Consider the following 20961-nt stretch of genomic DNA (forward strand, 5'->3'; position numbering starts at 1 on the left):
TACAGGTCGATCAGTACAGGTTGATCAGCACCAGCTTCAGCAGCACCATTCCTGCCAGCATCAAGCAGACACCCAGGGTACCGGCGTACAGACAGTGCACCACGCCCTTGATATGTTCCGCACTCAATTGCTGACGCGGTTCGCCCAGCAACGCTCGCTCAGAGATCTGATCGCCATAGTGGTTACGTCCCCCCAACTGCACACCCAACAGGTTGGCGGCCATGGCTTCCGGCCAGCCACTGTTGGGACTGGGATGGCGAGGAGCCTGAGCGCAGGTGGCTCGCCATGCGCCGCTACTGTGCAAACCAGGCAGCCCCCAGGATAGCAGCCACATCGCGAACGCGGTGAGGCGTGCGGGCAGCCAGTTGAGGACATCATCCAGCCGGGCCGATGCCCAACCGAAGTCCGCGTAACGCTGATTGCGATAACCCACCATCGAGTCCAGCGTGTTGACCGCCTTGTAGGCCAGTGCCAGCGGAGCCCCACCCAGCATCGCCCATACCAGCGGCGCGGTGATGCCATCGACGGTATTCTCGGCCACGCTCTCGACACAGGCTCGGGTCACACCACGCTCATCCAACTGAGTGGTGTCACGGCCGACAATATGACTCACCGCGCGACGTGCCGCGACGAGATCGCCGGCGGCAAGAGGCCGATATATTGCGTGAGCCGCGCTGACCAGCCCGCGAGTCGCCAGGCACGATGCCAGCAACAGGATCTCGGCAAACACACACAGCCAGACACTGATTGCACTGAGCACCGCAAGCAACAAGGTAGCGATCATCCAACTGGCGATAACCACCGTCAGCGTCAGACACACGCCTCGCCAACGTCGCTGTCGGGGCGAACCGCGATTCCACTGCCGTTCGAGGACAGCGATGGCCCTGCCCATCAATACCACCGGATGCGGTAGCCAACGGGGATCGCCGATCACCAGGTCCAGGCACAGCCCCAGCATCGCCATCAAGGCCAGTTCGGGAGACAGGATCATAACGGCCTGGTTTCCGGCTCTGCCGTGACTCCTGCATCGTCAAAGGTGGCCATTTCAGCGAGTACCGCGCAAGCCGAACGCAACAGCGGATACGCCAATGCCGCGCCACTGCCCTCGCCCAACCGCAGGCCCAGGGATAACAACGGCTCTACGCCAAGCGCCTGCAATGCATGGCCATGCCCGGACTCATCGGAACGATGGCCGGCAATCAGGTAGTCGCTGGCGTCGGGGCAGAGTCGCGTGGCTGCCAGAGCGGCGACCGTGGCGATAAAGCCATCCACCACCACCGGTAATCGCGCTGCAGCGGCGGCCAGACAAGCGCCCGCCATGGCGGCAATTTCAAGGCCACCAAGCTGAGCCAACACGGCAAGCGGATCGGCTTCGGTACGCGCCCTCGACAATGCCTTTTCGATGACCCGGCACTTGTGCGCCAGCCGCTGATCATCGATGCCCGTGCCTCGCCCGACGACCTGTTGTAGCGACAGCCCTGTCCAGGCGGCGAGCAGCGCACTGCTGCTACTGGTATTGGCAATGCCCATCTCGCCGAGGATCAGGCTACGACAGCCCTGATGACGCGCTCGCTCCACCGCGCGCACTCCGACCATCAGCGCCTCGCGGGCTTCATCGAGTGACATCGCGTCTTCTACAGCGATATTGCCGGTGCCATTGCGCACCCGATCGATAATCACGCCTTCAATGCCTTCGCAACTGGTGACGACGCCTACGTCCACCACTTCCAGATAGGCGTCGATCTGCTTCGCCAGCACATTGATCGCTGCGCCACCGGCAGCAAAGTTGGCGACCATCTGCGCCGAGACCTCCTGGGGGAAGGCCGACACGCCCTCGGCGGCGATACCGTGATCCGCCGCAAACACCAACACCGCTGGAGCATCCACGCGCGGCAAAGGTTGCGCGGTAATCCCCGCCAACTCAGCCGCCAGCCACTCAAGACGCCCGAGGCTGCCTCGCGGTTTAGTCAGTTGGTCGAGACGTGCCAGGGCCGCGGCTCGGCTAGCGGCGCAGGCCGGCTGGATAGATTCCAGCATGATATCGAGATTGCTCACTCAGCTATTCCAGTTCGCCAGGCAGGGGAAAGTCGATGGCGGTTGGTCACCACCGCTGTGCAACGCAGCTTAACAGATCGACGGCTGGCGTATCCGCCCCGAAGGCCGCTCCAACCGCGCTGAACCACGCTTAACTACACCACGCCAGTCGCTACTGGCCCCCGCCATAAGAGCTACACCACATTGCGAAAACGCATGATATGGCTGCCATCGAGCGGATCCTCGATCAGGTCCGCATGAACGCCAAAGGTGTGGCGCAGTCGAGTGGAGGTCAGCACCTGGCCGGGAGGCCCGACGTCAATCAACCGCCCCTTGTCCATTACGCCGATACGGTCGCAATTCATGGCCTGGTTGAGATCGTGCAGAGCAATCACCACGGTGACCGGCAGCTGTCGGACCAATTGCAGAATTGATAACTGGTGGCGGATATCGAGGTGGTTGGTCGGTTCGTCGAGCAACAGGATCTTCGGCTGCTGAGCCAGGGCGCGAGCAATATGAATGCGTTGGCGTTCGCCACCGGATAGCGTATGCCAGAGCCGATCGGCAAGATGCCGCATATCGACATCCCCCAGCGCACGTTCGACGACCGCATCGTCGTCGCTGGACCAGGGACGTAGCGGCAAGAGAAATGGTGTACGTCCCAGCGACACGACCTGGCGTGCCGTGACGCGATCCGTGGTATCGGCCTGCTGCTCGACCAGAGCTACGTGGCGAGCAATGTCCCGCCGGCGCATTCCCGACATTGCTCGATCATCCACCATCACCGCGCCACGACGAGGCTTGCGCAAGCCGGCAAGCAGACGCAGCAATGTAGTCTTGCCAGAACCATTTGGGCCGACAAGGCCAAACATCTCGCGGGGCTCCACCTCGAGGCTGACATTATCCAGCAGCCGGCGTCCCTGAACGGTCCATTCGAGCTGTTCAGCACTCAGTTTCATCGTCTTCTCATGCCTCTGATCATGATCAGTGCGAAGGCCGGGGCACCAATCAGCGAGGTGATGACACCGATCGGCAATACCTGCCCTGACACCAGCGTGCGCGAGAGGATATCCGAGCCGATCAGAAAAACCGCACCGGCCAGTGCCGAAGCCGGTACCAGACGAGTGTGACGACTACCGACGATAAAGCGCATGGCATGTGGGATCACCAGTCCGACGAAGCCGATGGCACCGACCATCGAGACCATGACTGCAGTCACCAATGCCATGCTGACAATCAACACGCTGCGCACCGGGCGCACAGCAATCCCCATCGAGGCGGCACTATCGGCACCAAAGGTGAAGACATCCAGAGCCCGCCTGTGCCACAGGCATATCAACAGCCCCGCTAGCGCCGTGGGCACCGCCAGCACCACGTCGTCCCAGCGTACGCCGGAGAGATTGCCCAGCAACCAGAACATGATGCTGCGGGCCTGCTCGGCACTGGCAGATTTGGCGATCATGAAGGCAGTCAAGGCGCTGAACAGTTGTGAGCCGGCAATACCGGCGAGAATGATGACTCCGTTCGCCTGGCTGCTACGCCCGCTCCAGGCACCACCGCTGGCCACATGGGCCAACAGCACCACCAGAGCAAACGCCAGCCCGGCCCCGGCAAAGGCGCCTGCCGAGAGAGTGAAAGCGCCGGCACCGATACCGACGACAGTCACGGCCACCGCGCCGGTCGAGGCACCCGCCGATATTCCCATCAGATACGGATCGGCCAGCGGATTGCGTAATAGTGCCTGCAGAACGACACCGGCCAGCGCCAGCCCGGCACCGCAGCCAGCGGCAACGATGGCACGACTCAGACGGTAGTTCCAGATGATGCCAGCATCTATCCGATCGACCACATAGTTCGCACCCAACAACTGATTGGCCAACACCTTGAGGACAGTCGCCATCGAGATCGATGTCTCTCCGATAGCGGTGCCGGCAATCAATGCGCCAAACAGGATCAGCGGCGTCAACCACACCCAACGCCAACGGAACTCCCTCGGCAGCGCCAGGGAAACAAGTGCAGTATTCATCATGGTGACAAGGACATGGTCGACAGGGCATCGGCCAATGTCTCGAGGCCGAAAATCGTCCGCATGGTCGCACTCATGGCGTGGGCATCCATTTCCACAATATGTCCATTCCTTACCGCCGACATTTCACGGGCCACAGGATCGCTGTGCAGAAAATCAAGCTTACTCTCGACATCATCGGCAGGATAACGGCGGCGATCCATACGCGCGACCACAATGATGTCCGGATCAGCTCTGGCGATGGTCTCCCAGCCGACGGTAGGCCACTCCTCATCGGATTCAATCACATTGCGAATGCCGAGCTTGTCCATCATGTAACCCGGCGCCCCCAGACGGCCAGCGACATAAGGATCAGTCGCCGCATCAGGAGACGAGAACCAGAACACCGCCGACAGATCGTCCGGGAGCTCAAGCCCTTCAGCGCGGGTGATGGCACGGCTCTCACGAGACTTGAGCTCTGCGACCAGCGCATCGCCCTGCTGCCGGGCATCCATGATCATCGCCAGCTCGGTGATGCCCTTGTAGATCGAGTCCGTGGAAAAGGCGGCGACGCGGGTACCGTCACCACCGGTGGCATTATTCTTGGTATCGCAATCGGCGGGCATGATGTAGCTGGCGATGCCCAAGTCATGAAATTGGCTCCGGGTGGCAACGCTGCCAGTGGGGCCGACATGCCACTCATACTGGACAGCGACAAGATCGGGTTTACGATTCACCACTGCTTCGAAGCTGGGATCATTGTCGGCAATACGCTCGATACCGGCATTGATCTCACGGAACTGCGGCAATACCGGGTTGAACCACACCGAGGTGCCGACAACCTTGTCACCCTCCCCCAACGCATAGAGGATTTCGGTGGCGGATTGTCCGATCGTCACCACCCGCTCCGGTGCCGATACGAAGCTGATCTCTCTGCCACAGTTGGCGAGAGACAACGGATAATCGTCAGAGTCTGCCATGGCAAGGGTAGCGGGCAGAATAGACAACATTGCCAGAGCGTGACACGCGAGCTTCATGTATCGATATCCAGGTGGCGGAAATGGAGTACCCTATTCGAGGCAGTTACTAATATACATTAAACACATTAGTTATGATATAACATAACAAAAATATCGAACTGATTACAACAGCACCCTTTGTGCCCATATCGATATTGCAGCCCCGAGCATAAACTATATATTTATACATATACCCAATGGCAGAGAGCACGATCATGGGCTCAGATACCTCCCGGCCAGCCTACAAGGGGCGCGGCGCTACCCTCGACCCAGCCAATCGCTTCGCACCAACCCACAGTGAAGCGGTGGATGACGGCTGGTGGCAGGAACCCGCAGAGACACGCATCGCCACGGTTATCGCCGAGGAACAGGCACGTAGTGCGCTGTCCTGGAACCGTTCGCCGGATCTACCCTTTGACCGTTCCCTCAACCCCTATCGCGGCTGCGAACACGGCTGTATCTATTGTTACGCCAGACCGAGTCATGCCTATTGGGACATGTCACCGGGGCTGGACTTCGAGACCAGGTTGATTGCCCGCACCGGGCTGGTGGAACGCCTGCGCGAAGAGCTCTGCAAACCAGGCTATGAGTGCCGTCCCATCAACCTGTCCGGCAATACCGATTGCTATCAACCCATCGAGGCGGATCTGGGTACGACTCGTGAACTGCTTGAGCTGTTGCTGGAGTGCCGACATCCGCTGACGATCGTCACCAAGGGCAGTCTCGTTCTACGCGACCTTGATCTGCTGACTGAAATGGCACGCCACCGATTGGTACAGGTCTTCGTCAGTCTGACCAGTCTGGATCGCGACCTGAAACGCCACCTCGAACCGCGAGCGGCAAGTCCCGAAGCACGCCTCAAGGTCATTGCCAGCCTCAATCGAGCTGGTGTCCCGGCGGGAACCCTGATTTCGCCTGTGATTCCGGGGCTCACCGATCATGAAATGGAGCGCTTGCTGGCCGCTGCCCACGATGCCGGAGCAGTCAGCGCCAGTTGGATGCTGCTGCGCCTGCCGCTGGAAGTCGCGCCACTGTTCGAAGACTGGCTGGCCACGCATTATCCAGAGCGTGCAGGCCGAGTCATGAGTCTTATCCGGCAATGCCGAGGCGGCGCCGAATATGACAGTCGCTTCGGACACCGTATGCGTGGTGAGGGAGTATGTGCCGAGCTACTCTCGCAGCGCTTCCAGAAGGCATGTCGGCGCCTTGGTCTACCTGGCCGCACGCCATACACCCTCGATACCAACGCTTTCCGTCCGCCGCATGTTCAGGGCAGTCTATTCTGAGTGCTGTCGCTGTGCTCACGGTACACGTTCACATCAGATCGCCAGATTCAGCACAGTCGCTTTTCTCCGTGCTCGTCCAGGCTATGCTTTATATGGAATAACTATATAACGATATAACGATATAGCAGTGTATGGAGAGCCATAATGGACAAGAAACAGGAACAGGGGATTCATGCGCTTTACGCCCGAGACCCTGTTGAAGCGGACCGTTTACTGTGGGGACGCAAGGCCCAACCCGTAACAAGACGCGGCTTTCTGAAGCGCTCCGGACTAGCAGCCATGGCAGCAGCGTTGGGATCAGGTATCCCCTTTGCCCACTTGATGCCTCAGGGGCTGATTCCTGTAGCACTGGCCCAGAGCGATGAGCCGTTCAGTATTGAGGGCAAGGAGGGGCTGACGGTCCTCAATGATCGTCCAATCAACGCCGAAACGCCTGCTCACTTGCTGGACGATGACATCACGCCTGCTCGCTACATGTTCGTGCGCAACAACGGCACGCCGCCGCCACGCGAGGATATCGATCCCGACACGTGGACGCTGGAGATCGCCGGAGAATCCTGCCAGAACCCCACCACCTTCACCATTGCCGAGCTCAAGGAACGCTTCGAGACACACACCTATCAGTTGCAGATCGAATGCGGCGGCAATGGACGTAGCGAGTTCATCCCCGCTGCTGGTGGCAACCAGTGGACCATAGGAGCTGTCGCCTGCCCCACCTTCACCGGTGTCAGGTTGCGTGATGTGCTGGAGGCCTGTGGCATTGCCGATGATGCGGTCTATATAGGCTATTACGGTGCGGACAAGAGTGTCAGCGTCGGCTCGGACAAGGCCCCGATCTCGCGTGGCGTGCCGATGAGCAAGGCGCTGGAGGATGAGTCGTTGATCGCCTGGGCGATGAATGACGAGGACATTCCCTACCAGAACGGCTATCCGCTGCGACTGGTCATGGGCGGCTGGCCCGGCTCGGTATCCGGCAAATGGCTCAGCAGAATCGTGATACGCAATCAGAAGCATGATGGCGCCAAGATGGCTCCGCCGTCCTACAGCGTGCCGAAACACCCGGTTGCCCCCGGTACCGAGCTCAGCGAGGAAGAGTTCGAGACCATCGAGACGATGCCGGTGAAGTCATTGATCACCTTCCCGCGCTCCGGCATCGAGCATGCTCTCGATCAGTCGCTGGAAGTCCGTGGCCATGCCTGGGCTGGCGACCTGTCGGTCTCTACCGTTCACGTATCGATCGACTTCGGAGCCACCTGGCAGGAAGCATCTCTCAAGGATGCCCCCAATCGCCTCGCATGGCAGCGCTTCACTTCGGAAATCACTTTTCCCGAGCCCGGCTACTACGAGATATGGGCGCGCGCAGTGGACAATGAAGGACGCTCGCAACCCATGGTTCTACCGGGCTGGAACCCCAAGGGCTACCTCAACAATGCCTGTCATCGCATCGCGGTCCAGGTGGCCTGAGGAGCTGAGATCATGGCGCCATTACGCTATCACATCATCGGCCTGGTCATTGTGCTGACGGCAGGCTTTTCCATGGCGAGCCAGGCGGCGGAAGATACTGACCTGCCGCTGGACCCCGACAGCGGTCTGGTAATGGCCGAAGGCTGGGAAATCGTCAAGGGTCACTGCACGGTGTGCCACTCCGCACGGCTGGTAACCCAGAACCGCGGTAGCCGCTCACACTGGGCCGATACCATCAAGTGGATGCAGGAAACTCAGGGCCTATGGCCATTCAGCCCCGAGATGGAAGACACCATCCTCACCTACCTGGCAACGCATTATGGCCCGTCAACGGAGGCACGCCGCCAGCCGCTGCCACCCCGACTGATGCCTCCCTCCCCTACCAATTCTGGAGAGACAGAAACGGCTGACAGTCCTTCTTCATGAGGGCAACGCGGTTCAAGACGCGTCGAGCCAGCAGTTACTGGCTCGACGCGTCACGCAGGTCCAGATGAATCTCGCAACGCTCGATCAACTCGGCCTTGAGTTCCGTTTCTCGCCAGGGCTCTTCCAACGCTAGACATTGCCATGGCTGGAGGGCACGAGTATCAGACGGTGAGGCGAATCTCGTAGCCGGTATACTTGCGCAGATTGATCACGCCGGTGTCGAAGATCAGATACTGGCCCTTGATCCCCATCAAACGTCCACCGACTCGGGGAGTCTTGTCGAGGTTATGCGATGTGACCTTGGTGGGATATTCGAGTACCGGATACTCGAACTGCTGGGCGACTTCGTCCAACTCGCGAATGGCTTGTTCACCAAAGCGCTGACGCAACTCGTCCAGGCCATCGCTCATTTCGCCCAATAGACGATCACGCTCGGCCGCCAGGTCCAGTTCGGCCACCTCGCCTTTGAGCATCGCTCGCCAGTTGGTGCGATCAGACACCAACTGCTTGAACAGCACTTCGACCAGTCCCGATTGTAGACGAGTGTCCACGGCGAGGATCGGTAGCGCCTGAATGGCCCCCTGATCCAGCCAGCGCGTCGGCATCTGCGTGGCTCGGGTGATCCCGACCTTGAGTCCCGACGAATTGGCCAGATAGATGATATGCGGCTGAAAACAGAAGCGCAGCCCCCAATCAGGCTCGCGACAGGTGCCCACGTGGAAATGGCAAAGCTCCGGCTTCATGATGCAGGTGTCACACTGCGCCAGCCCCTTGAAACAAGGGTAGCAGTAGCCCTGGCCGAAGCTCTTGCGTGTTGCCCGGCCACAGTGGGTGCAGGCAATGGCTCCAGTCCACTCGAGCTGCAGCGACCTACCCAGATATTTATTCAGGGCAAGGCGCTGCTCTCCGGCACGCAAGGTATATTGTGCAGGAGACCCAAGCGCCGGGGAGCCGGGCTCGGTCGCCATCTTCTGCAGACAACCGCTGGCAACAATTTCCTTTACATCCAGCTCAGTCACGAGCGGCATCCCGTGCCAGCCCGGCTAGAGCAGGGTCCACATCGGTGCCGCTTGAAGCACTACCACAGGTACGCTGTTCCAGATAGCCAACACGCTGGTCGTCCGGCACCTGGTTGTCGATCTCGTAACGGATCACGGCTTCCAGACACAGCTCTGTCTGTTCAGCCGTCAGCATGCGGCCATCCGGCCACTTGCGCAGTGACACCGCCTGTTTGAGGCTCTCGTAGATCGCCGGAGTCATCTGGGAAATCATGCGTTCGAAGGTCATATCGCTCATTACTGGCGTCCTGTTACTGTGCCGATTTCCGGGAATGATACCAGCCCAGCACCAGGCCCACGAGCAGACCGCCGAGGTGCGCCTCATTGGCGACGTTGCCAAAGCCTACGAAGCCAGCAAAGTTGGTCATGGTGAATACCATCCAGATCAGCATGAACACCACCAGTGCCTGGGGTACGAAGAACCCACTCTGCGGGGCACGCCGAGACATCAGCCACACATAGGCAAGCAATGCGTAGACCACGCCAGACATCCCGCCAAACAACACTGTCCCAGCGACATACTGCGCAACATTGGCGCCGACCCCAGCCACCAGCACAATCAGCAACATCCGCCTTGAGCCATGCAGCGCTTCAACCTGACGGCCGAAATACCATACCCACATCAGATTGAAGATCAGATGCATCCAGCCAAAGTGCAGGAAGGCTGGAGACAACAATCGCCACACCTGCCCTGATGCAAGGCTATCGAGCAGACTGCCGGTGACCAGGCTGCCACCGTTGATTCCCAGAGGCACAATGGCCAGCCACACCAGCACCAGGTCCCCCCAGATGGCCATGGCCGCAAACACCGCCAGACACAGCACCAGGGTTGCCAGAGTGACCGGCACCTGACGCGCAATACTCCGCCATTGGACAAGCTGGTTGGAGGAGGCACCAGCTACTGGCGTCAAGGGTTCGCCCTTCTGCCAGCGCATGATCAAGTCCATGGCCGACTGATGGTGGTCGGGGTCCACCAGCCACAACACCTGCCCTTCGTCCTCATCCGTGAAGCGATGCCCGATATGATGTGCCCATAGCGCCTGGCGCAGGTCGCGAATATCGGTTCCATGGGGGATCATCAAGACCCGAAACATAGTGACTCCTGCACTCAAAAGCGGCGATACACTCGGTGTTCAACCCCGAGTTCCCTGCGATCTGAAACTGCCTTTCCCGCAACTTTCCATCACGAAGCTATCTGGAGAAGCTCTCTGGCCCGGAAGGTTGTTGCTCGAAACGTTCATACAGAAAACTATCTCGCTCCAGTTTTCCGCTCCTGATCATTCTCGATGCAACAGTAATGCCCTGGCAATTGCCTCCGAGCAAGGCTGGCCGGCGGTATTTCGTGGCGAAGATTAATGGTTTAGCTGATGGCTGACGACCATGCACACAAAAAGTCCGGCGGAGGGGGCCGCCGGACGAAAGCAAGGGATCATTCAAGGGAACACCTGTTCTGACGCCGGTAACCAAAAAGGGTTCACTTGCCTGCCTGAAAAAGTTGTAACAATTTGTGTCAATCAAAATCGATCTCTCTCGGCATAGGTCGCGCGGTGGCATCACGAGGCACCGGTACCCAGACAAAATGGTCGGCTTCAAGGCGCTGCTCGAAGTTATAGCGATAAGCAACCAGCCGCCCATGCTTCACTGCGCTGTAGTCGAGGCAAGCGATATTCGGTGCCGGTAACGCTGGAACCCCCTCACACCAGTAGTGGCCAATGAACAGCGGTGGCTCGTCCGGTGCGTAGTAACTCAAGGAGGCCCGTTCATCATCCGATAGAGGTTGCCGTTCCAGATCACTGGGTAGATTGTCTGGCTGGAACACCACATCTCCCCAGGTCACAGGGTCACGGACCCAGAAGTGAGTGCGGAAGCTGCGTCTAGTGAACCCATCGCCAGAGTGGATCACGACGCCTTCAGGCAAGTCGATCGACCCTCCTCGAGTCAGCCTCTCCAGGATACGGAACTCAAGAGTGCCCGGTAGTGAGGCCCGACACAGAAAAGCATCATCGATTCTTCCATCGGCATACTGGCTTCGCAGTTGTGCGATAAGTGCGTGATCCCAACAGGCGTGCACCACGCGAAAACCGTCAAATTCGAGGAACAGGGGAATATCGCGGAACCACGCCAGGGTCTCATCCCATTCCTGAGGATGGTCGTGATACTGCTCGAGTGTTTCCTTGATGATGCGGTTATGACGCGGAGTATGTGGGCGCAACCATTCTCGCCCCAGTTCCGGGGGGGCCTTGAGTGTATAAGTAAGGGCATTGATCTCATGGTTGCCGAGAACGACGTAGGCCTGCCCTGCTTCAACCATACGCCGTGCAATGCGCACAGCCAGACGAATACGCGGCCCGCGGTCAATGAGATCGCCGACAAAGATCACCTTGCGGCGCGGATGACGATAGACACCATTGCGCTGGTGATAGCCAAGACGTTCCAGCAGTACCGCCAACGTCGCACCACAACCGTGTATATCACCGATCAGGTCATAGCCTTCTACGGAAGCCTGCACGTCAATCTCCCAACCGATTGCTCCAGCCCAGCTTGCTGCGCAGAACATCATAGAAATCATGGCCCAACGGGTGCACCAGATTGATGCTCTGTGGCTTGCGACGAATCAGCAGTACATCGTCAGGCTTGGCCACGGCACGGGTCTGTCCATCACAGCTGATATGTGGGTAGGTCTGGTTGGTTTCTCCAATATGGATACGAATCTCGCAGGATGCATCGATGACGATCGGGCGACTGGATAACGTATGCGGGAACATCGGCACCAACGTCAGAGCATCCAGCCGTGGGTGCATGATCGGCCCCCCACCGGACATGGCGTAGGCCGTCGACCCCGTCGGTGTGGCGATGATCAAGCCATCACTGCGCTGGCTGTAGACAAACTGGCCGTCGATGAACAGTTCAAACTCGATCATGCGCACCGCCTTGCCGGGATGCAGCACCACTTCGTTGAGTGCATCGCCGCTACCGACCAACATCTCATCACGATAGAGTTCGGCATCCAGCAGAAAGCGCTGCTCGACCTCGTACTGGCCGGACAGCACTTCACCAACCCGTTCTTCCAGCTCATCGGGAGAAATGTCAGTCAGGAAGCCGAGGCGACCGCGGTTGACCCCCAATACCAGGGTACCGCTATGACAGAGGGTACGCGCGGCACCCAGCAGGCTGCCATCACCACCGACTACGATCACCAGATCGCACAGCTCCCCGAGCATGCGGCGACTTGCCTCGGCATGACCTCTATCCAGCAGCGCAGAGGCAGTGCGATCCTCGACGATAACGTGATAACCGGCGTCATCGAGGTAGCGAATCAAACGTCGCAGCGTATCCACTACCTTGACGCTTCCCAGACGCCCGATCAGACCAATGTTCTTGAACGATTGCATTCACACATCCCTGGTTGGCGATCGCTCATTATGGCGAGGGCCACCAGACGGGGCAAACTCCCCGTTTGTCATAGGTGGCAGTGACCCGCCTGCGATCAGCTCACAAGTGCCGAACGACGCTGCCACCAGCCGTTGAGCCACAACGAGCCGCCGATGATGGCGCCGCCTATTGCCAGGCGCGGCAGATCGGCTTCACGATTCCAGATCAACAGATTGACCAGCAACCCCGCAGGAATCAGGACATTATTCATGATGGCGAGGGCTCCGGCATCAACACGCACCGCCCCGAGATTCCACAGGAAGTATCCCAGCCCTGACGCTACCAGCCCCAGCCACAGCAGCACTCCCCACTGCAGACCGGTACTTGGCAAGGCAGAACTATTACCCAGCAATGCAAAAGCTGGCACCGCCACCACTACCGCCCCGAGATAAAACCAGGCGAAAACGCTGTGACGTGGAAGCTCAGGAGGCAGGCTGGACGAGAAACGGCGATATCCCACCTGCCCCATGGCAAAACACAGATTGGCGCCCTGAACCACCAGAAAGCCTTGCCAGAAATCCTCGTTGAGGCCCTGGTAACGAATGACGGCTGCACCAAGCACCGCAAGTCCGGCGGTCAATAGGTGGAAAGGCGTGAAGCGTGCAAACAGCAGGTCATCGAGAATGGCGATATACAGCGGTGTGAAGATGGTAAACAGCAGAACTTCCGGCACAGACAACAACAGAAAGGACTGGTAGAAAAAGGTGTACATGATGCCAAGCTGTACGGCCCCGAGTGCCATCAAGGTCAACTTGTGGCGCCAATTGAGATAACGAGGACGCAGCAGGGGAAGAAAGACCAGCGCAGCCAGGCAGACTCGCATCAGCACCGCAAAGTAGCTATCGACCTGTCCCGCCAGATAGACGCCAATCAGCGAGAATGAGAAGGCCCACAGGGCGGTCACCAGAACCAGATAGCTCACTGTCAACTCCATGCAGTTATACAAGTTGACGCGAAAGGTAACCGCTAATGCCCGCCTCGTCCAGTGACGCGGTTCAACTCGACATTGTCATCAACCACCACACTCACCGACCACCACACTCACCGATCGCAACGCCTCAACCACCAGGCAGCAAAGAACACACCCGGCACCCAACCGAGTAGTGTCAGCAACAGAGACAGTAACGTCCGACCTGCACCGCCACCGGACACCGCTACGGCCAGCGGCGGCATCAACACCGTCAGCACCATCAGGGCAAGCCGCGATCCCGGCGAAGCCATCAAGGCTCCAGCGACACTGGCACCGGTACTGCTGGAAGACATTTCAGCGCGACCGGCAGATGTCTCGACACTGCTGGATGCTTTCTCGGTACCGCTGGATGACCTTGACGAGTCAGGCGTCCGAGAGGCTTGCTGCTCATCAGACTCGGGGGTGAAGTGGCCCACAGCGGCATCGCCGGATGGCTCTGCAGCCTGCCGGTGGGCGTCGTGGTCCACTTTCTGTTCGATCTGGTCGGCACCCTCGGCCAGCAGCTCGTGATACTGTTCCCAGTCCTCCCAGTCATGAGGCGTTCCCGCGCGGGGGCGATGGTCATGGGAGCCTCGCGCTCGATCCCATGCCTTCTCCTCGAGCGTTGTCGGTTTCTCCTTGTCCCGCTGCCCATCCAGTCCCTTGCGAGCCAGATATTCGCGCGCGTCCATCGTTCACTCCTCCACACTCAGCCACCGCCAGGACCACCGATGCCCTGGCTCGGCATTGAATACGAACATGGTAACACTGGTGCTGCGTTGCGTAAGTTGATCTTGATTCAGAATAAGGACGACCTTCCACAGAAGCGCTATGGTCAAGCCAGCACGCGCGAATTCAGATGTTTAAGCTACGCTGACTAGAAGCAGCTCCATTGCCACCGAGCAGTTGTCTCTTGAAAAGCAATGTCTGCCACGACCAAGGCCGGTCAGCGTCGGGTTTCCGCATGACCACCGCTCAGCCAGCTGTCGACCGCCGACTACAAGGAGAGAGGCCATGCCCAAACAGGCTCCCCCAACCATCGTGCGCGATATCATGTCTCATGACTGCTATCGTGTTACCGGCTCAGCGTCGGTCTCAACCCTTGCCGAAGGCTTGTCATTGCACCGCCTACCCGGCGCTCCCGTGGTCGATAGCAGTGACCATCTGATCGGCTTCATTTCAGAGCAGGATGTACTTGGCAAGGTGATCGAGAGCCTGTACCTGGACCACGAAGCGCCACTGGTCAGTGATCTGATGCGTCACGAGGTTCTATCGGTATCCCCTACCAAGAGCATCATTGATCTGGCACAGGAAATGCTGGGCGCCAAGCCGAAGATCTATCCGGTCACCGAACAGGGCCGTCTGGTGGGTATCGTGACCCGCCGCGATGTGCTCAACTCCATTCTGACCATGCGCCGCCATCAGCGCAGCGCCTGAATCTGACTCTGAGCCTACTGTATTCATACACGCCACCACCCCCCCCGGCTATAACCGGGGGGCGGTGGCGTGTTCCCATGGCCGCTGGTCCATCGCTTGTTTCTGTCAGAGTCCCGACCAAAAAAAACGCTCCTGGGAAAATCCGAGGAGCGTAATGATCGATTTTAGCAAACCAGAACAACACTGCTTGCGACTGCCATCGCGTGTGCTGTCTGTACCTATATGACAACCGTGCACGGAAAAGTTCTCCGAGAGGGACAAAATTTTTTGTGGCGTGCTTCCTCCTGTATCTACAGCCGCTGGCTCAGCATTACTGGCAACTGTAAGGCTACTGGCTGCCTGCACCGATCAGTTGCTCGCTGAGGCCAGGAAAAACACTCTCTACAAAAGAAGCATTGACCCATGAGCCCGACCCGGCAAGCAGTGCTTGCAGCAAACGCCAGTAAAATGAGGCTTGACTTATATCCGTTCCTTTTATAGAACGTTCCATAAAAGGAACGGATGATAGTGTCGCATGGACAAGATCTCACTCAGCACTCTCGGCCAGCACCTGCAACAACTTCGCACTACGCGCGGCTGGTCATTATCACAACTGGCCAGCATGGCTGGCATCGCCAAATCCAACCTATCGCGTCTGGAGCAGGGCAATGGCAATCCCACTCTGGACACGTTATGGCGTCTGGCCGTTCACCTGGAAGTGCCATTCGGCACCCTGGTCGCCCCGATCTCCGCACCACTCGATGAGGACGGCGTACAGGTACAGTTGCTCGACCAGGGCCGAGACAAACCTCCCGTGGATGTGTACTGGATGCGCTGTGCGCCATGGACTGAACGCCAGGCCGAGGCCCACACCCCCGGCGCACGCGAAAACATCACCGTCATCAGCGGCCAGCTAGCGGTAGGTCCGATCAACGCTATACAGACCGTCAGCGCTGGAGAGACCATCTCCTTCGACGCGGACCAGATGCACAGCTATCGCACCGAAGAGAGCTGGGCAACGCTGATGATGACCATTGTCTATCTACGCGGGGAAGCACCGCACACATGAATACTTCAACGACCTCCACACACAATGGCGGATGGCTACTGGGGCTGCGCGATGCCGCGCCGTTGCTGGGCGGGTATATTCCGGTCGCCATATCCTTTGGCCTGATCGCCATTCAATCCGGCCTCAGTCCGCTACAGGCGATCCTTGTCTCGCTGCTGGTCTATGCAGGTGCCTCACAGTTCATGTTTGTCGGGCTTCTCGCCACCGGTGCACCGATGTGGCTGGTGGTGTCCATGAGTCTACTGATCAATCTGCGTCACCTGGTATATGCCCCCAACCTTGCTCCCTGGCTAACCCGCAGCCGCTGGTGGCCATGGCTGATGCACGGACTGACAGATCAGATATTTGCCCTCGCTCATAACCGTTTACCCCAACTCGAGGTCGGCCAACGGCTGGGTTGGTACAGCGGCGCCGCGCTACTGGCATGGGGAAGCTGGGTCGTGGGAACAGCAGTAGGTGCGATCACCGGCGACTGGTTGATGAGCCGCTGGCCACTGGTGGGACAGATAACGCCCTTCGCCCTGCCAGCACTGTTCCTCGTACTACTGGCACCACGCATCACCGACCTGCGCTGGTCGCTTTCGTTGGCTACCGCGATGCTGGTCGCGATGTTGCTGGCACTCTCTGGCCTGAGCAACGTGGGTATCCCATTGGCGGCAATCTGTGGCGCCCTCTGCTTCTATCTCATCAAAGCTCGGGGTTCTCATCATGTCTGAAGCATTCTGGCCCGCTATGGCACTCACTGCGATCGGCACGCTGCTGATTCGACTACTGCCCCTGCTATGGATGCAACGGCGGATGGCACTGCGTCAGGATGATTCTGTTGAAGCACTCCCTGCCTGGCTTGGGGTGCTGGCACCGATGATGATTGCTGCCATGCTTGGCGTGTCACTGATCCCGACAACGTCGACTCCGGTTACCTGGTTGGCAACCTTTTTCGGCGCCACCACCACGCTACTGGCCTGGCGTAGACTGCGCTCATTGGGTTGGCCCGTCGTTTCCGGTGTCTTGATGTATGGAGCAGTCATTCTGCTCGCCGGTCTGTTTTCCTGAGCCGGCACCTCAACCTGCCACTGATATGAATAAAGGTCGCCCGTGGGCGACCTTTATCGTCTTGATGCCTCTGCTGACCCACCGGATTACGTTTCTGCAATCCACCACCATACTGCAGATCATGAGCAAGGATAACATTACATCAAGTGACACTATGGGTATTCAGCTTGCCAAGCTCGGCCACGGCATTGACGCTCTACTCAATCACCGGCTTCTCGGAACCCATCACTCGATAGATCAACGCACCGATTATTGCCCCTAGAATCGGCGCCACCCAGAACAACCACAGCTGGGACAGTGCCCAGTCGCCGACATACAATGCTACAGCAGTACTACGCGCTGGATTGACCGAGGTATTGGTTACTGGAATGCTGACCAGATGAATCAGCGTCAGACACAAGCCAATGGCAATAGGCGCCATCGCCGCCGGAGCCCTTGAGTCCGTCGCCCCGAGGATTACCACGAGGAACATCGCGGTCATGACGACTTCCGCCAACAACGCGGCCATGAGGTTATATCCACCTGGTGAGTGAGCTCCATAGCCATTGGCAGCAAAACCGGCCAGCAGATCGAATCCCGGCTTCCCTGTGGCAATCATCAGCAGGATACCGCCAGCCAACAACCCACCGACAAGTTGCGCGCCAATGTAGTACGGCAACTGGCTCAGGGGAAAACGCCCCGCCTCCCACAGACCGATGGATACAGCTGGATTGAGGTGACAGCCCGAGATATGGCCAATGGCATAGGCCATGGTCATCACGCTGAGACCAAAAGCCAGTGACACCCCCAGTAGACCGATACCGACATCCGGGAAGCCCGCCGCCAACACCGCACTGCCACAACCTCCCAGCACCAACCAGAAGGTTCCCACCAACTCCGCACAATAGCGTTTCATTACCCGATATCTCCTTTCGATACCCAGAGATCACCGGGGCCGGTCACGGGCATGAACCCCAAACCTCACCGATCGATCCAACGACGGAATCATTCCGTCGTATCAACCCACAGCAGGTGCTGGACTGGAAAGCATTTCTCATACCAGGTCATTGCAATGATGCAGGCAAGGGGCCTGAAATATTGGTATACGTCCGAACCAGAGGGGCGTATCGAACAACTCATTGCCCTGTGACAAGGCGCAGAAAAATGCGCGATCAATCTAGAGCAGAGCCCTGGCCTTTACCAGCCATTCAAAGCGTAGGAAACTGCGCCAACAAGAGGTGGAATTTTCCCCACAGACAAATAGTGAGAGAAAAATACGCCTGGCTAGATGAGAAAACCAAGGCCCGAAAATTCCCGATGTTTCGAGAGCGCTAACCAACCGCAAGGCGTCGCTTGATGATAGTGCGTTTCATTCCATTACCTTCTTGCATAGGGGCTCCAGCCACAACGAAATAGCTCATCGCTCTGCGAGCAGCGAGGTTCGATCGAAACCGAATGGGAAGTTCAGGAGGTGGAATTGAAGCGGTGACTGACAAGATCCTGAAGTATGCGCAGAAGTCTGTGGAGCGGGCGAAGGGGTTCGAACCCTCGACATCCAGCTTGGGAAGCTGACGCTCTACCAACTGAGCTACGCCCGCATGAATTGCGCATGGTAATCACAGATAGTAATCACAGCGAATTATCTGTCGCAAGCATGCTCGTGAAAGACCCTCGCTCCAACCTGTGGGCCTGCTATACAACACGCACTCCGGTACCCTCGGTCAGAAACGTCAATGGGAACGTTTCATCCAGCAGGATGGTCACAAGGCGACAACGCCTGAAAAACTCGTTTCGAAGGAGCGAACCTGATGAAGAAAACCACCATGGCATTGCTGATATCCGGCGTGACCCTGAGTTTCGCCGCCACTGCCAACGCAGAGGAGCTCTCGGCCAATTGCCAGGCGAAGGCTGACGAAGTACAGCAGCAGCTGGAACATGCTCAAGCTGAAGGCAACGACGATCGAGTCACAGGCCTGAAGACGGCATTACAGAACATCCAGCAATACTGTAATGACGAAGACATGATTACCGATGCAGAGGATGCGGTGCGGGATAGCCTCGAAGACGTTCAGGAACAGCAGGCAGATCTGGACGAGGCCATCGCCGACGGAGATATGGAAGATATCCAGCAGGAACGAGAAGAGCTGGAGGCTGCCACCAGCGAGCTGGAGCAGCACTCTGCCGAGCTCAAGGCCCTGCAGTCCAGCAACGAGGCCCAGTAAACCAACGAATTGAGTTGCTACTGACTGCCGCTCTCCCCCGATAGGGTGATCCTCTGCCGATGCTTGCCAGAGCACTTCATCTGCGGAGGATCGCTCCTATCGCCACCAGGCGTATGCCGTGGTAGCTGGCGACAACGAGTGCCATTTATGAGACGCTGGGGGCACTCCAACAGCTCTTCGGATAACACCTACGCTTGCCATGAATCTCCCCCTGTTCCTCCTTGTCCTTGCCGTCTGCCTGCTGATCTTCGGCAGCGTGTTGGCGATACTGATGCTGTCCGGGACGCCACGCTATCGCACTGAGCCGGAGCATCTGCTGTCGCTTTTCGAACGCGTACTGGATGACAACCTGTCCGAAGACGAATGGAATGCGATTTCCCACTATCCGATTCGTCATAACGATTACCTTGATGGTGTTCGCCGTCGCGCAAACCGTTTAATGGACGAACATGGGCGTTTCGCACGAGTCGCGCGGGGCAAGTCTATCCTTGATAGCGAAGGAGCCAAGGAGCTACGTGCCCTCCACGCCCACCTGCTGGCCCATACGCGATTGCACCAACAACACCAGGGGTGAAGGCGGAGCGCGCATATGTGCAGAAAGATATGTCGCATGAAGATGAGGTGTTGAAAGCAGCAATGAGAACCCCAGCGAAATGCGATAGAATGCGGATTCCTGCACGCCCTTCAGGAGGCTGAGGATGAGCAGCGTTATCCGCCAGATTCCCCTCGACACCGCCACCCAGCACCATGCCCACGACTTCCATCAGATCGTGATCGCCCTGCGGGGCAGCGCCGATTTCGACATCGAAGGCCTCGGCGGCAGCATCGAGAGTTTCGGCGGCTGTATCGTGCCTGCCAACCATATGCACTACTACACCGGTACCGGCAACAATCGCCAATTGATTCTCGATCTACCCACAGACGCTCTTACCCTCACCGGACACCATCACGAGCTGGCACGCCTGTTCGACGCTCCGCGTTTCTTCACCCTTGACGGTCACCTGCGGTTGTACCTGGAATTTCTGACCACGGAACTGAGTCAGTTGGACGCACAGGATGCGCGCCGCGATATTGATGAGGAGCGTCTCGCCACGACCTTGCTCGGCGCCCTGCACTCCCGACTGACCTCAGGCGAGATTCCGTCCAACAGTCATCGGCGTATTGATCTACACGCTCTGGACCGCTACATCGATGATCACCTTTCCAGCCAGCTCAAGGTCGCCGACCTGGCAGCCATCGCTTGCCTGAGCGAAACACGGTTTACCGAACGGTTCCGTCTCCAGACCGGTCTATCTCCCTGGCAATACGTGATGCGCCGGCGTCTGGAAGCGTCGCGACAATTACTGCAATGCAGCCACCTCCCCTTGTCGGAAGTCGCTGCCCTCACTGGTTTCACTCACCAGAGCGCGCTATCACGTGCCTGGCGCCGTGCCTACGGCCACCCTCCCAGTCAACTGCGCCGCCTCGGCAGCACCGCTGTCACTACGCAGCCCTGATTAAATACAGCTACGTTGAGTTAAAACGGCGGCGGATTTTGCAAATCCTCCGT

The 20961-nt window shown here is 58.4% G+C and carries 23 protein-coding genes and 1 tRNA gene; 10 read left to right on the forward strand and 14 right to left on the reverse strand.

Annotated features, from left to right (window positions below; translation table 11 throughout):
- Window positions 1–10 precede the first annotated feature (10 nt).
- From cbiB to AR456_RS12895, 5 genes are all read right to left on the reverse strand, one after another.
- Window positions 11–991, reverse strand: coding sequence for an adenosylcobinamide-phosphate synthase CbiB (gene cbiB / locus AR456_RS12875; RefSeq protein ID WP_021818975.1), 981 nt, complete (start codon window positions 989–991; stop codon window positions 11–13).
- Complete coding sequence (gene cobT, locus AR456_RS12880; RefSeq protein WP_031207781.1) at window positions 988–2037, reverse strand: nicotinate-nucleotide--dimethylbenzimidazole phosphoribosyltransferase; 1050 nt, start codon at window positions 2035–2037, stop codon at window positions 988–990. The genes cbiB and cobT overlap by 4 nt, the downstream gene beginning before the upstream one ends.
- A gap of 191 nt (window positions 2038–2228) precedes the next feature.
- Window positions 2229–2993, reverse strand: coding sequence for an ABC transporter ATP-binding protein (locus AR456_RS12885; protein ID WP_021818973.1), 765 nt, complete (start codon window positions 2991–2993; stop codon window positions 2229–2231).
- Complete coding sequence (locus AR456_RS12890; protein ID WP_021818972.1) at window positions 2990–4063, reverse strand: FecCD family ABC transporter permease; 1074 nt, start codon at window positions 4061–4063, stop codon at window positions 2990–2992. The genes AR456_RS12885 and AR456_RS12890 overlap by 4 nt, the downstream gene beginning before the upstream one ends.
- Window positions 4060–5076 carry an ABC transporter substrate-binding protein gene (locus AR456_RS12895; protein WP_021818971.1) on the reverse strand — a complete coding sequence of 339 codons (1017 nt, stop codon included), beginning with the start codon at window positions 5074–5076 and terminating at the stop codon, window positions 4060–4062. The genes AR456_RS12890 and AR456_RS12895 overlap by 4 nt, the downstream gene beginning before the upstream one ends.
- A gap of 197 nt (window positions 5077–5273) precedes the next feature.
- On the opposite strand from AR456_RS12895, the gene AR456_RS12900 reads away from it, so the two are divergent.
- The 3 genes from AR456_RS12900 to AR456_RS12910 all read left to right on the forward strand — a co-directional run bounded on the left by AR456_RS12900 (window position 5274) and on the right by AR456_RS12910 (window position 8234).
- Window positions 5274–6344, forward strand: a complete 1071-nt coding sequence (locus AR456_RS12900; RefSeq protein WP_021818970.1) for a PA0069 family radical SAM protein — start codon at window positions 5274–5276, stop codon at window positions 6342–6344.
- Between the two features lie 144 nt (window positions 6345–6488).
- Entirely contained in the window at window positions 6489–7808 is a 1320-nt protein-coding gene (locus AR456_RS12905) for a sulfite oxidase (protein ID WP_021818969.1), read from the forward strand.
- A gap of 12 nt (window positions 7809–7820) precedes the next feature.
- On the forward strand, window positions 7821–8234 hold the full coding sequence (locus AR456_RS12910; protein WP_021818968.1) for a hypothetical protein: 414 nt from the start codon (window positions 7821–7823) through the stop codon (window positions 8232–8234).
- Window positions 8235–8395: 161 nt separating this feature from the next.
- Here the strand turns inward: AR456_RS12910 and AR456_RS12915 are convergent, their stop codons facing one another.
- The 7 genes from AR456_RS12915 to AR456_RS12945 all read right to left on the reverse strand — a co-directional run bounded on the left by AR456_RS12915 (window position 8396) and on the right by AR456_RS12945 (window position 14365).
- On the reverse strand, window positions 8396–9262 hold the full coding sequence (locus tag AR456_RS12915; protein WP_031207774.1) for a DUF2797 domain-containing protein: 867 nt from the start codon (window positions 9260–9262) through the stop codon (window positions 8396–8398).
- Window positions 9246–9530 carry a YeaC family protein gene (locus tag AR456_RS12920; RefSeq protein ID WP_021818966.1) on the reverse strand — a complete coding sequence of 95 codons (285 nt, stop codon included), beginning with the start codon at window positions 9528–9530 and terminating at the stop codon, window positions 9246–9248. Before AR456_RS12920 ends, AR456_RS12915 begins: the two co-directional genes overlap by 17 nt.
- Before the next feature lie 13 nt (window positions 9531–9543).
- Entirely contained in the window at window positions 9544–10386 is an 843-nt protein-coding gene (locus AR456_RS12925) for a rhomboid family intramembrane serine protease (protein ID WP_021818965.1), read from the reverse strand.
- A gap of 416 nt (window positions 10387–10802) precedes the next feature.
- Window positions 10803–11849 carry a metallophosphoesterase gene (locus AR456_RS12930; protein ID WP_021818964.1) on the reverse strand — a complete coding sequence of 349 codons (1047 nt, stop codon included), beginning with the start codon at window positions 11847–11849 and terminating at the stop codon, window positions 10803–10805.
- Window positions 11803–12684 (reverse strand): NAD(+) kinase, encoded by an 882-nt coding sequence (locus AR456_RS12935; protein ID WP_021818963.1) that lies wholly within the window; start codon window positions 12682–12684, stop codon window positions 11803–11805. The genes AR456_RS12930 and AR456_RS12935 overlap by 47 nt, the downstream gene beginning before the upstream one ends.
- A gap of 95 nt (window positions 12685–12779) precedes the next feature.
- Window positions 12780–13646, reverse strand: coding sequence for a carboxylate/amino acid/amine transporter (locus tag AR456_RS12940; protein ID WP_021818962.1), 867 nt, complete (start codon window positions 13644–13646; stop codon window positions 12780–12782).
- A 119-nt stretch (window positions 13647–13765) separates the two neighbouring features.
- Entirely contained in the window at window positions 13766–14365 is a 600-nt protein-coding gene (locus AR456_RS12945) for a YqaE/Pmp3 family membrane protein (protein WP_021818961.1), read from the reverse strand.
- A gap of 322 nt (window positions 14366–14687) precedes the next feature.
- On the opposite strand from AR456_RS12945, the gene AR456_RS12950 reads away from it, so the two are divergent.
- The 4 genes from AR456_RS12950 to AR456_RS12965 all read left to right on the forward strand — a co-directional run bounded on the left by AR456_RS12950 (window position 14688) and on the right by AR456_RS12965 (window position 17211).
- Complete coding sequence (locus AR456_RS12950) at window positions 14688–15110, forward strand: CBS domain-containing protein (RefSeq protein ID WP_021818959.1); 423 nt, start codon at window positions 14688–14690, stop codon at window positions 15108–15110.
- A gap of 514 nt (window positions 15111–15624) precedes the next feature.
- On the forward strand, window positions 15625–16158 hold the full coding sequence (locus AR456_RS12955) for a helix-turn-helix domain-containing protein (protein ID WP_021818958.1): 534 nt from the start codon (window positions 15625–15627) through the stop codon (window positions 16156–16158).
- Window positions 16155–16874, forward strand: a complete 720-nt coding sequence (locus tag AR456_RS12960; RefSeq protein ID WP_021818957.1) for an AzlC family ABC transporter permease — start codon at window positions 16155–16157, stop codon at window positions 16872–16874. Before AR456_RS12955 ends, AR456_RS12960 begins: the two co-directional genes overlap by 4 nt.
- Window positions 16867–17211 carry an AzlD domain-containing protein gene (locus tag AR456_RS12965; RefSeq protein ID WP_021818956.1) on the forward strand — a complete coding sequence of 115 codons (345 nt, stop codon included), beginning with the start codon at window positions 16867–16869 and terminating at the stop codon, window positions 17209–17211. The genes AR456_RS12960 and AR456_RS12965 overlap by 8 nt, the downstream gene beginning before the upstream one ends.
- A 196-nt stretch (window positions 17212–17407) precedes the next feature.
- Here AR456_RS12965 and aqpZ read toward each other — a convergent pair whose 3' ends face one another.
- A complete protein-coding gene (gene aqpZ, locus AR456_RS12970; RefSeq protein ID WP_021818955.1) occupies window positions 17408–18106 on the reverse strand; it encodes an aquaporin Z in 699 nt (232 codons plus the stop codon).
- A gap of 606 nt (window positions 18107–18712) precedes the next feature.
- Window positions 18713–18788 (reverse strand) — tRNA-Gly (locus AR456_RS12975).
- A 210-nt stretch (window positions 18789–18998) separates the two neighbouring features.
- Between AR456_RS12975 and AR456_RS12980 the strand changes: the two genes are divergently transcribed.
- The 3 genes from AR456_RS12980 to AR456_RS12990 all read left to right on the forward strand — a co-directional run bounded on the left by AR456_RS12980 (window position 18999) and on the right by AR456_RS12990 (window position 20908).
- Window positions 18999–19412, forward strand: coding sequence for a DUF1090 domain-containing protein (locus tag AR456_RS12980; protein ID WP_021818954.1), 414 nt, complete (start codon window positions 18999–19001; stop codon window positions 19410–19412).
- 199 nt (window positions 19413–19611) lie between these two features.
- Window positions 19612–19986: a hypothetical protein gene (locus AR456_RS12985; RefSeq protein ID WP_021818953.1), complete on the forward strand. Its 375-nt coding sequence runs from the start codon at window positions 19612–19614 to the stop codon at window positions 19984–19986.
- A gap of 124 nt (window positions 19987–20110) precedes the next feature.
- Entirely contained in the window at window positions 20111–20908 is a 798-nt protein-coding gene (locus tag AR456_RS12990; protein WP_021818952.1) for an AraC family transcriptional regulator, read from the forward strand.
- Window positions 20909–20961: the final 53 nt, after the last annotated feature.

The organism is Halomonas huangheensis (assembly GCF_001431725.1).
Classification (GTDB): Bacteria; Pseudomonadota; Gammaproteobacteria; order Pseudomonadales; family Halomonadaceae; genus Halomonas; species Halomonas huangheensis.

Excerpts from the sequence above, each read along its gene's own strand:
- AR456_RS12900 (WP_021818970.1), top strand. The coding sequence starts at position 5,274 with ATGGGCTCAGATACCTCCCGGCCAGCCTACAAGGGGCGCGGCGCTACC.
- AR456_RS12990 (WP_021818952.1), top strand. The coding sequence starts at position 20,111 with ATGAGCAGCGTTATCCGCCAGATTCCCCTCGACACCGCCACCCAGCAC.
- AR456_RS12980 (WP_021818954.1), top strand. The coding sequence starts at position 18,999 with ATGAAGAAAACCACCATGGCATTGCTGATATCCGGCGTGACCCTGAGT.
- aqpZ (WP_021818955.1), bottom strand. The coding sequence starts at position 18,106 with ATGAAACGCTATTGTGCGGAGTTGGTGGGAACCTTCTGGTTGGTGCTG.
- cobT (WP_031207781.1), bottom strand. The coding sequence starts at position 2,037 with ATGCTGGAATCTATCCAGCCGGCCTGCGCCGCTAGCCGAGCCGCGGCC.
- AR456_RS12960 (WP_021818957.1), top strand. The coding sequence starts at position 16,155 with ATGAATACTTCAACGACCTCCACACACAATGGCGGATGGCTACTGGGG.
- AR456_RS12925 (WP_021818965.1), bottom strand. The coding sequence starts at position 10,386 with ATGTTTCGGGTCTTGATGATCCCCCATGGAACCGATATTCGCGACCTG.
- AR456_RS12905 (WP_021818969.1), top strand. The coding sequence starts at position 6,489 with ATGGACAAGAAACAGGAACAGGGGATTCATGCGCTTTACGCCCGAGAC.
- cbiB (WP_021818975.1), bottom strand. The coding sequence starts at position 991 with ATGATCCTGTCTCCCGAACTGGCCTTGATGGCGATGCTGGGGCTGTGC.
- AR456_RS12920 (WP_021818966.1), bottom strand. The coding sequence starts at position 9,530 with ATGAGCGATATGACCTTCGAACGCATGATTTCCCAGATGACTCCGGCG.
- AR456_RS12950 (WP_021818959.1), top strand. The coding sequence starts at position 14,688 with ATGCCCAAACAGGCTCCCCCAACCATCGTGCGCGATATCATGTCTCAT.
- AR456_RS12915 (WP_031207774.1), bottom strand. The coding sequence starts at position 9,262 with ATGCCGCTCGTGACTGAGCTGGATGTAAAGGAAATTGTTGCCAGCGGT.
- AR456_RS12985 (WP_021818953.1), top strand. The coding sequence starts at position 19,612 with ATGAATCTCCCCCTGTTCCTCCTTGTCCTTGCCGTCTGCCTGCTGATC.
- AR456_RS12955 (WP_021818958.1), top strand. The coding sequence starts at position 15,625 with ATGGACAAGATCTCACTCAGCACTCTCGGCCAGCACCTGCAACAACTT.
- AR456_RS12890 (WP_021818972.1), bottom strand. The coding sequence starts at position 4,063 with ATGATGAATACTGCACTTGTTTCCCTGGCGCTGCCGAGGGAGTTCCGT.
- AR456_RS12910 (WP_021818968.1), top strand. The coding sequence starts at position 7,821 with ATGGCGCCATTACGCTATCACATCATCGGCCTGGTCATTGTGCTGACG.
- AR456_RS12935 (WP_021818963.1), bottom strand. The coding sequence starts at position 12,684 with ATGCAATCGTTCAAGAACATTGGTCTGATCGGGCGTCTGGGAAGCGTC.
- AR456_RS12945 (WP_021818961.1), bottom strand. The coding sequence starts at position 14,365 with ATGGACGCGCGCGAATATCTGGCTCGCAAGGGACTGGATGGGCAGCGG.
- AR456_RS12895 (WP_021818971.1), bottom strand. The coding sequence starts at position 5,076 with ATGAAGCTCGCGTGTCACGCTCTGGCAATGTTGTCTATTCTGCCCGCT.
- AR456_RS12965 (WP_021818956.1), top strand. The coding sequence starts at position 16,867 with ATGTCTGAAGCATTCTGGCCCGCTATGGCACTCACTGCGATCGGCACG.
- AR456_RS12885 (WP_021818973.1), bottom strand. The coding sequence starts at position 2,993 with ATGAAACTGAGTGCTGAACAGCTCGAATGGACCGTTCAGGGACGCCGG.
- AR456_RS12930 (WP_021818964.1), bottom strand. The coding sequence starts at position 11,849 with ATGTTCTGCGCAGCAAGCTGGGCTGGAGCAATCGGTTGGGAGATTGAC.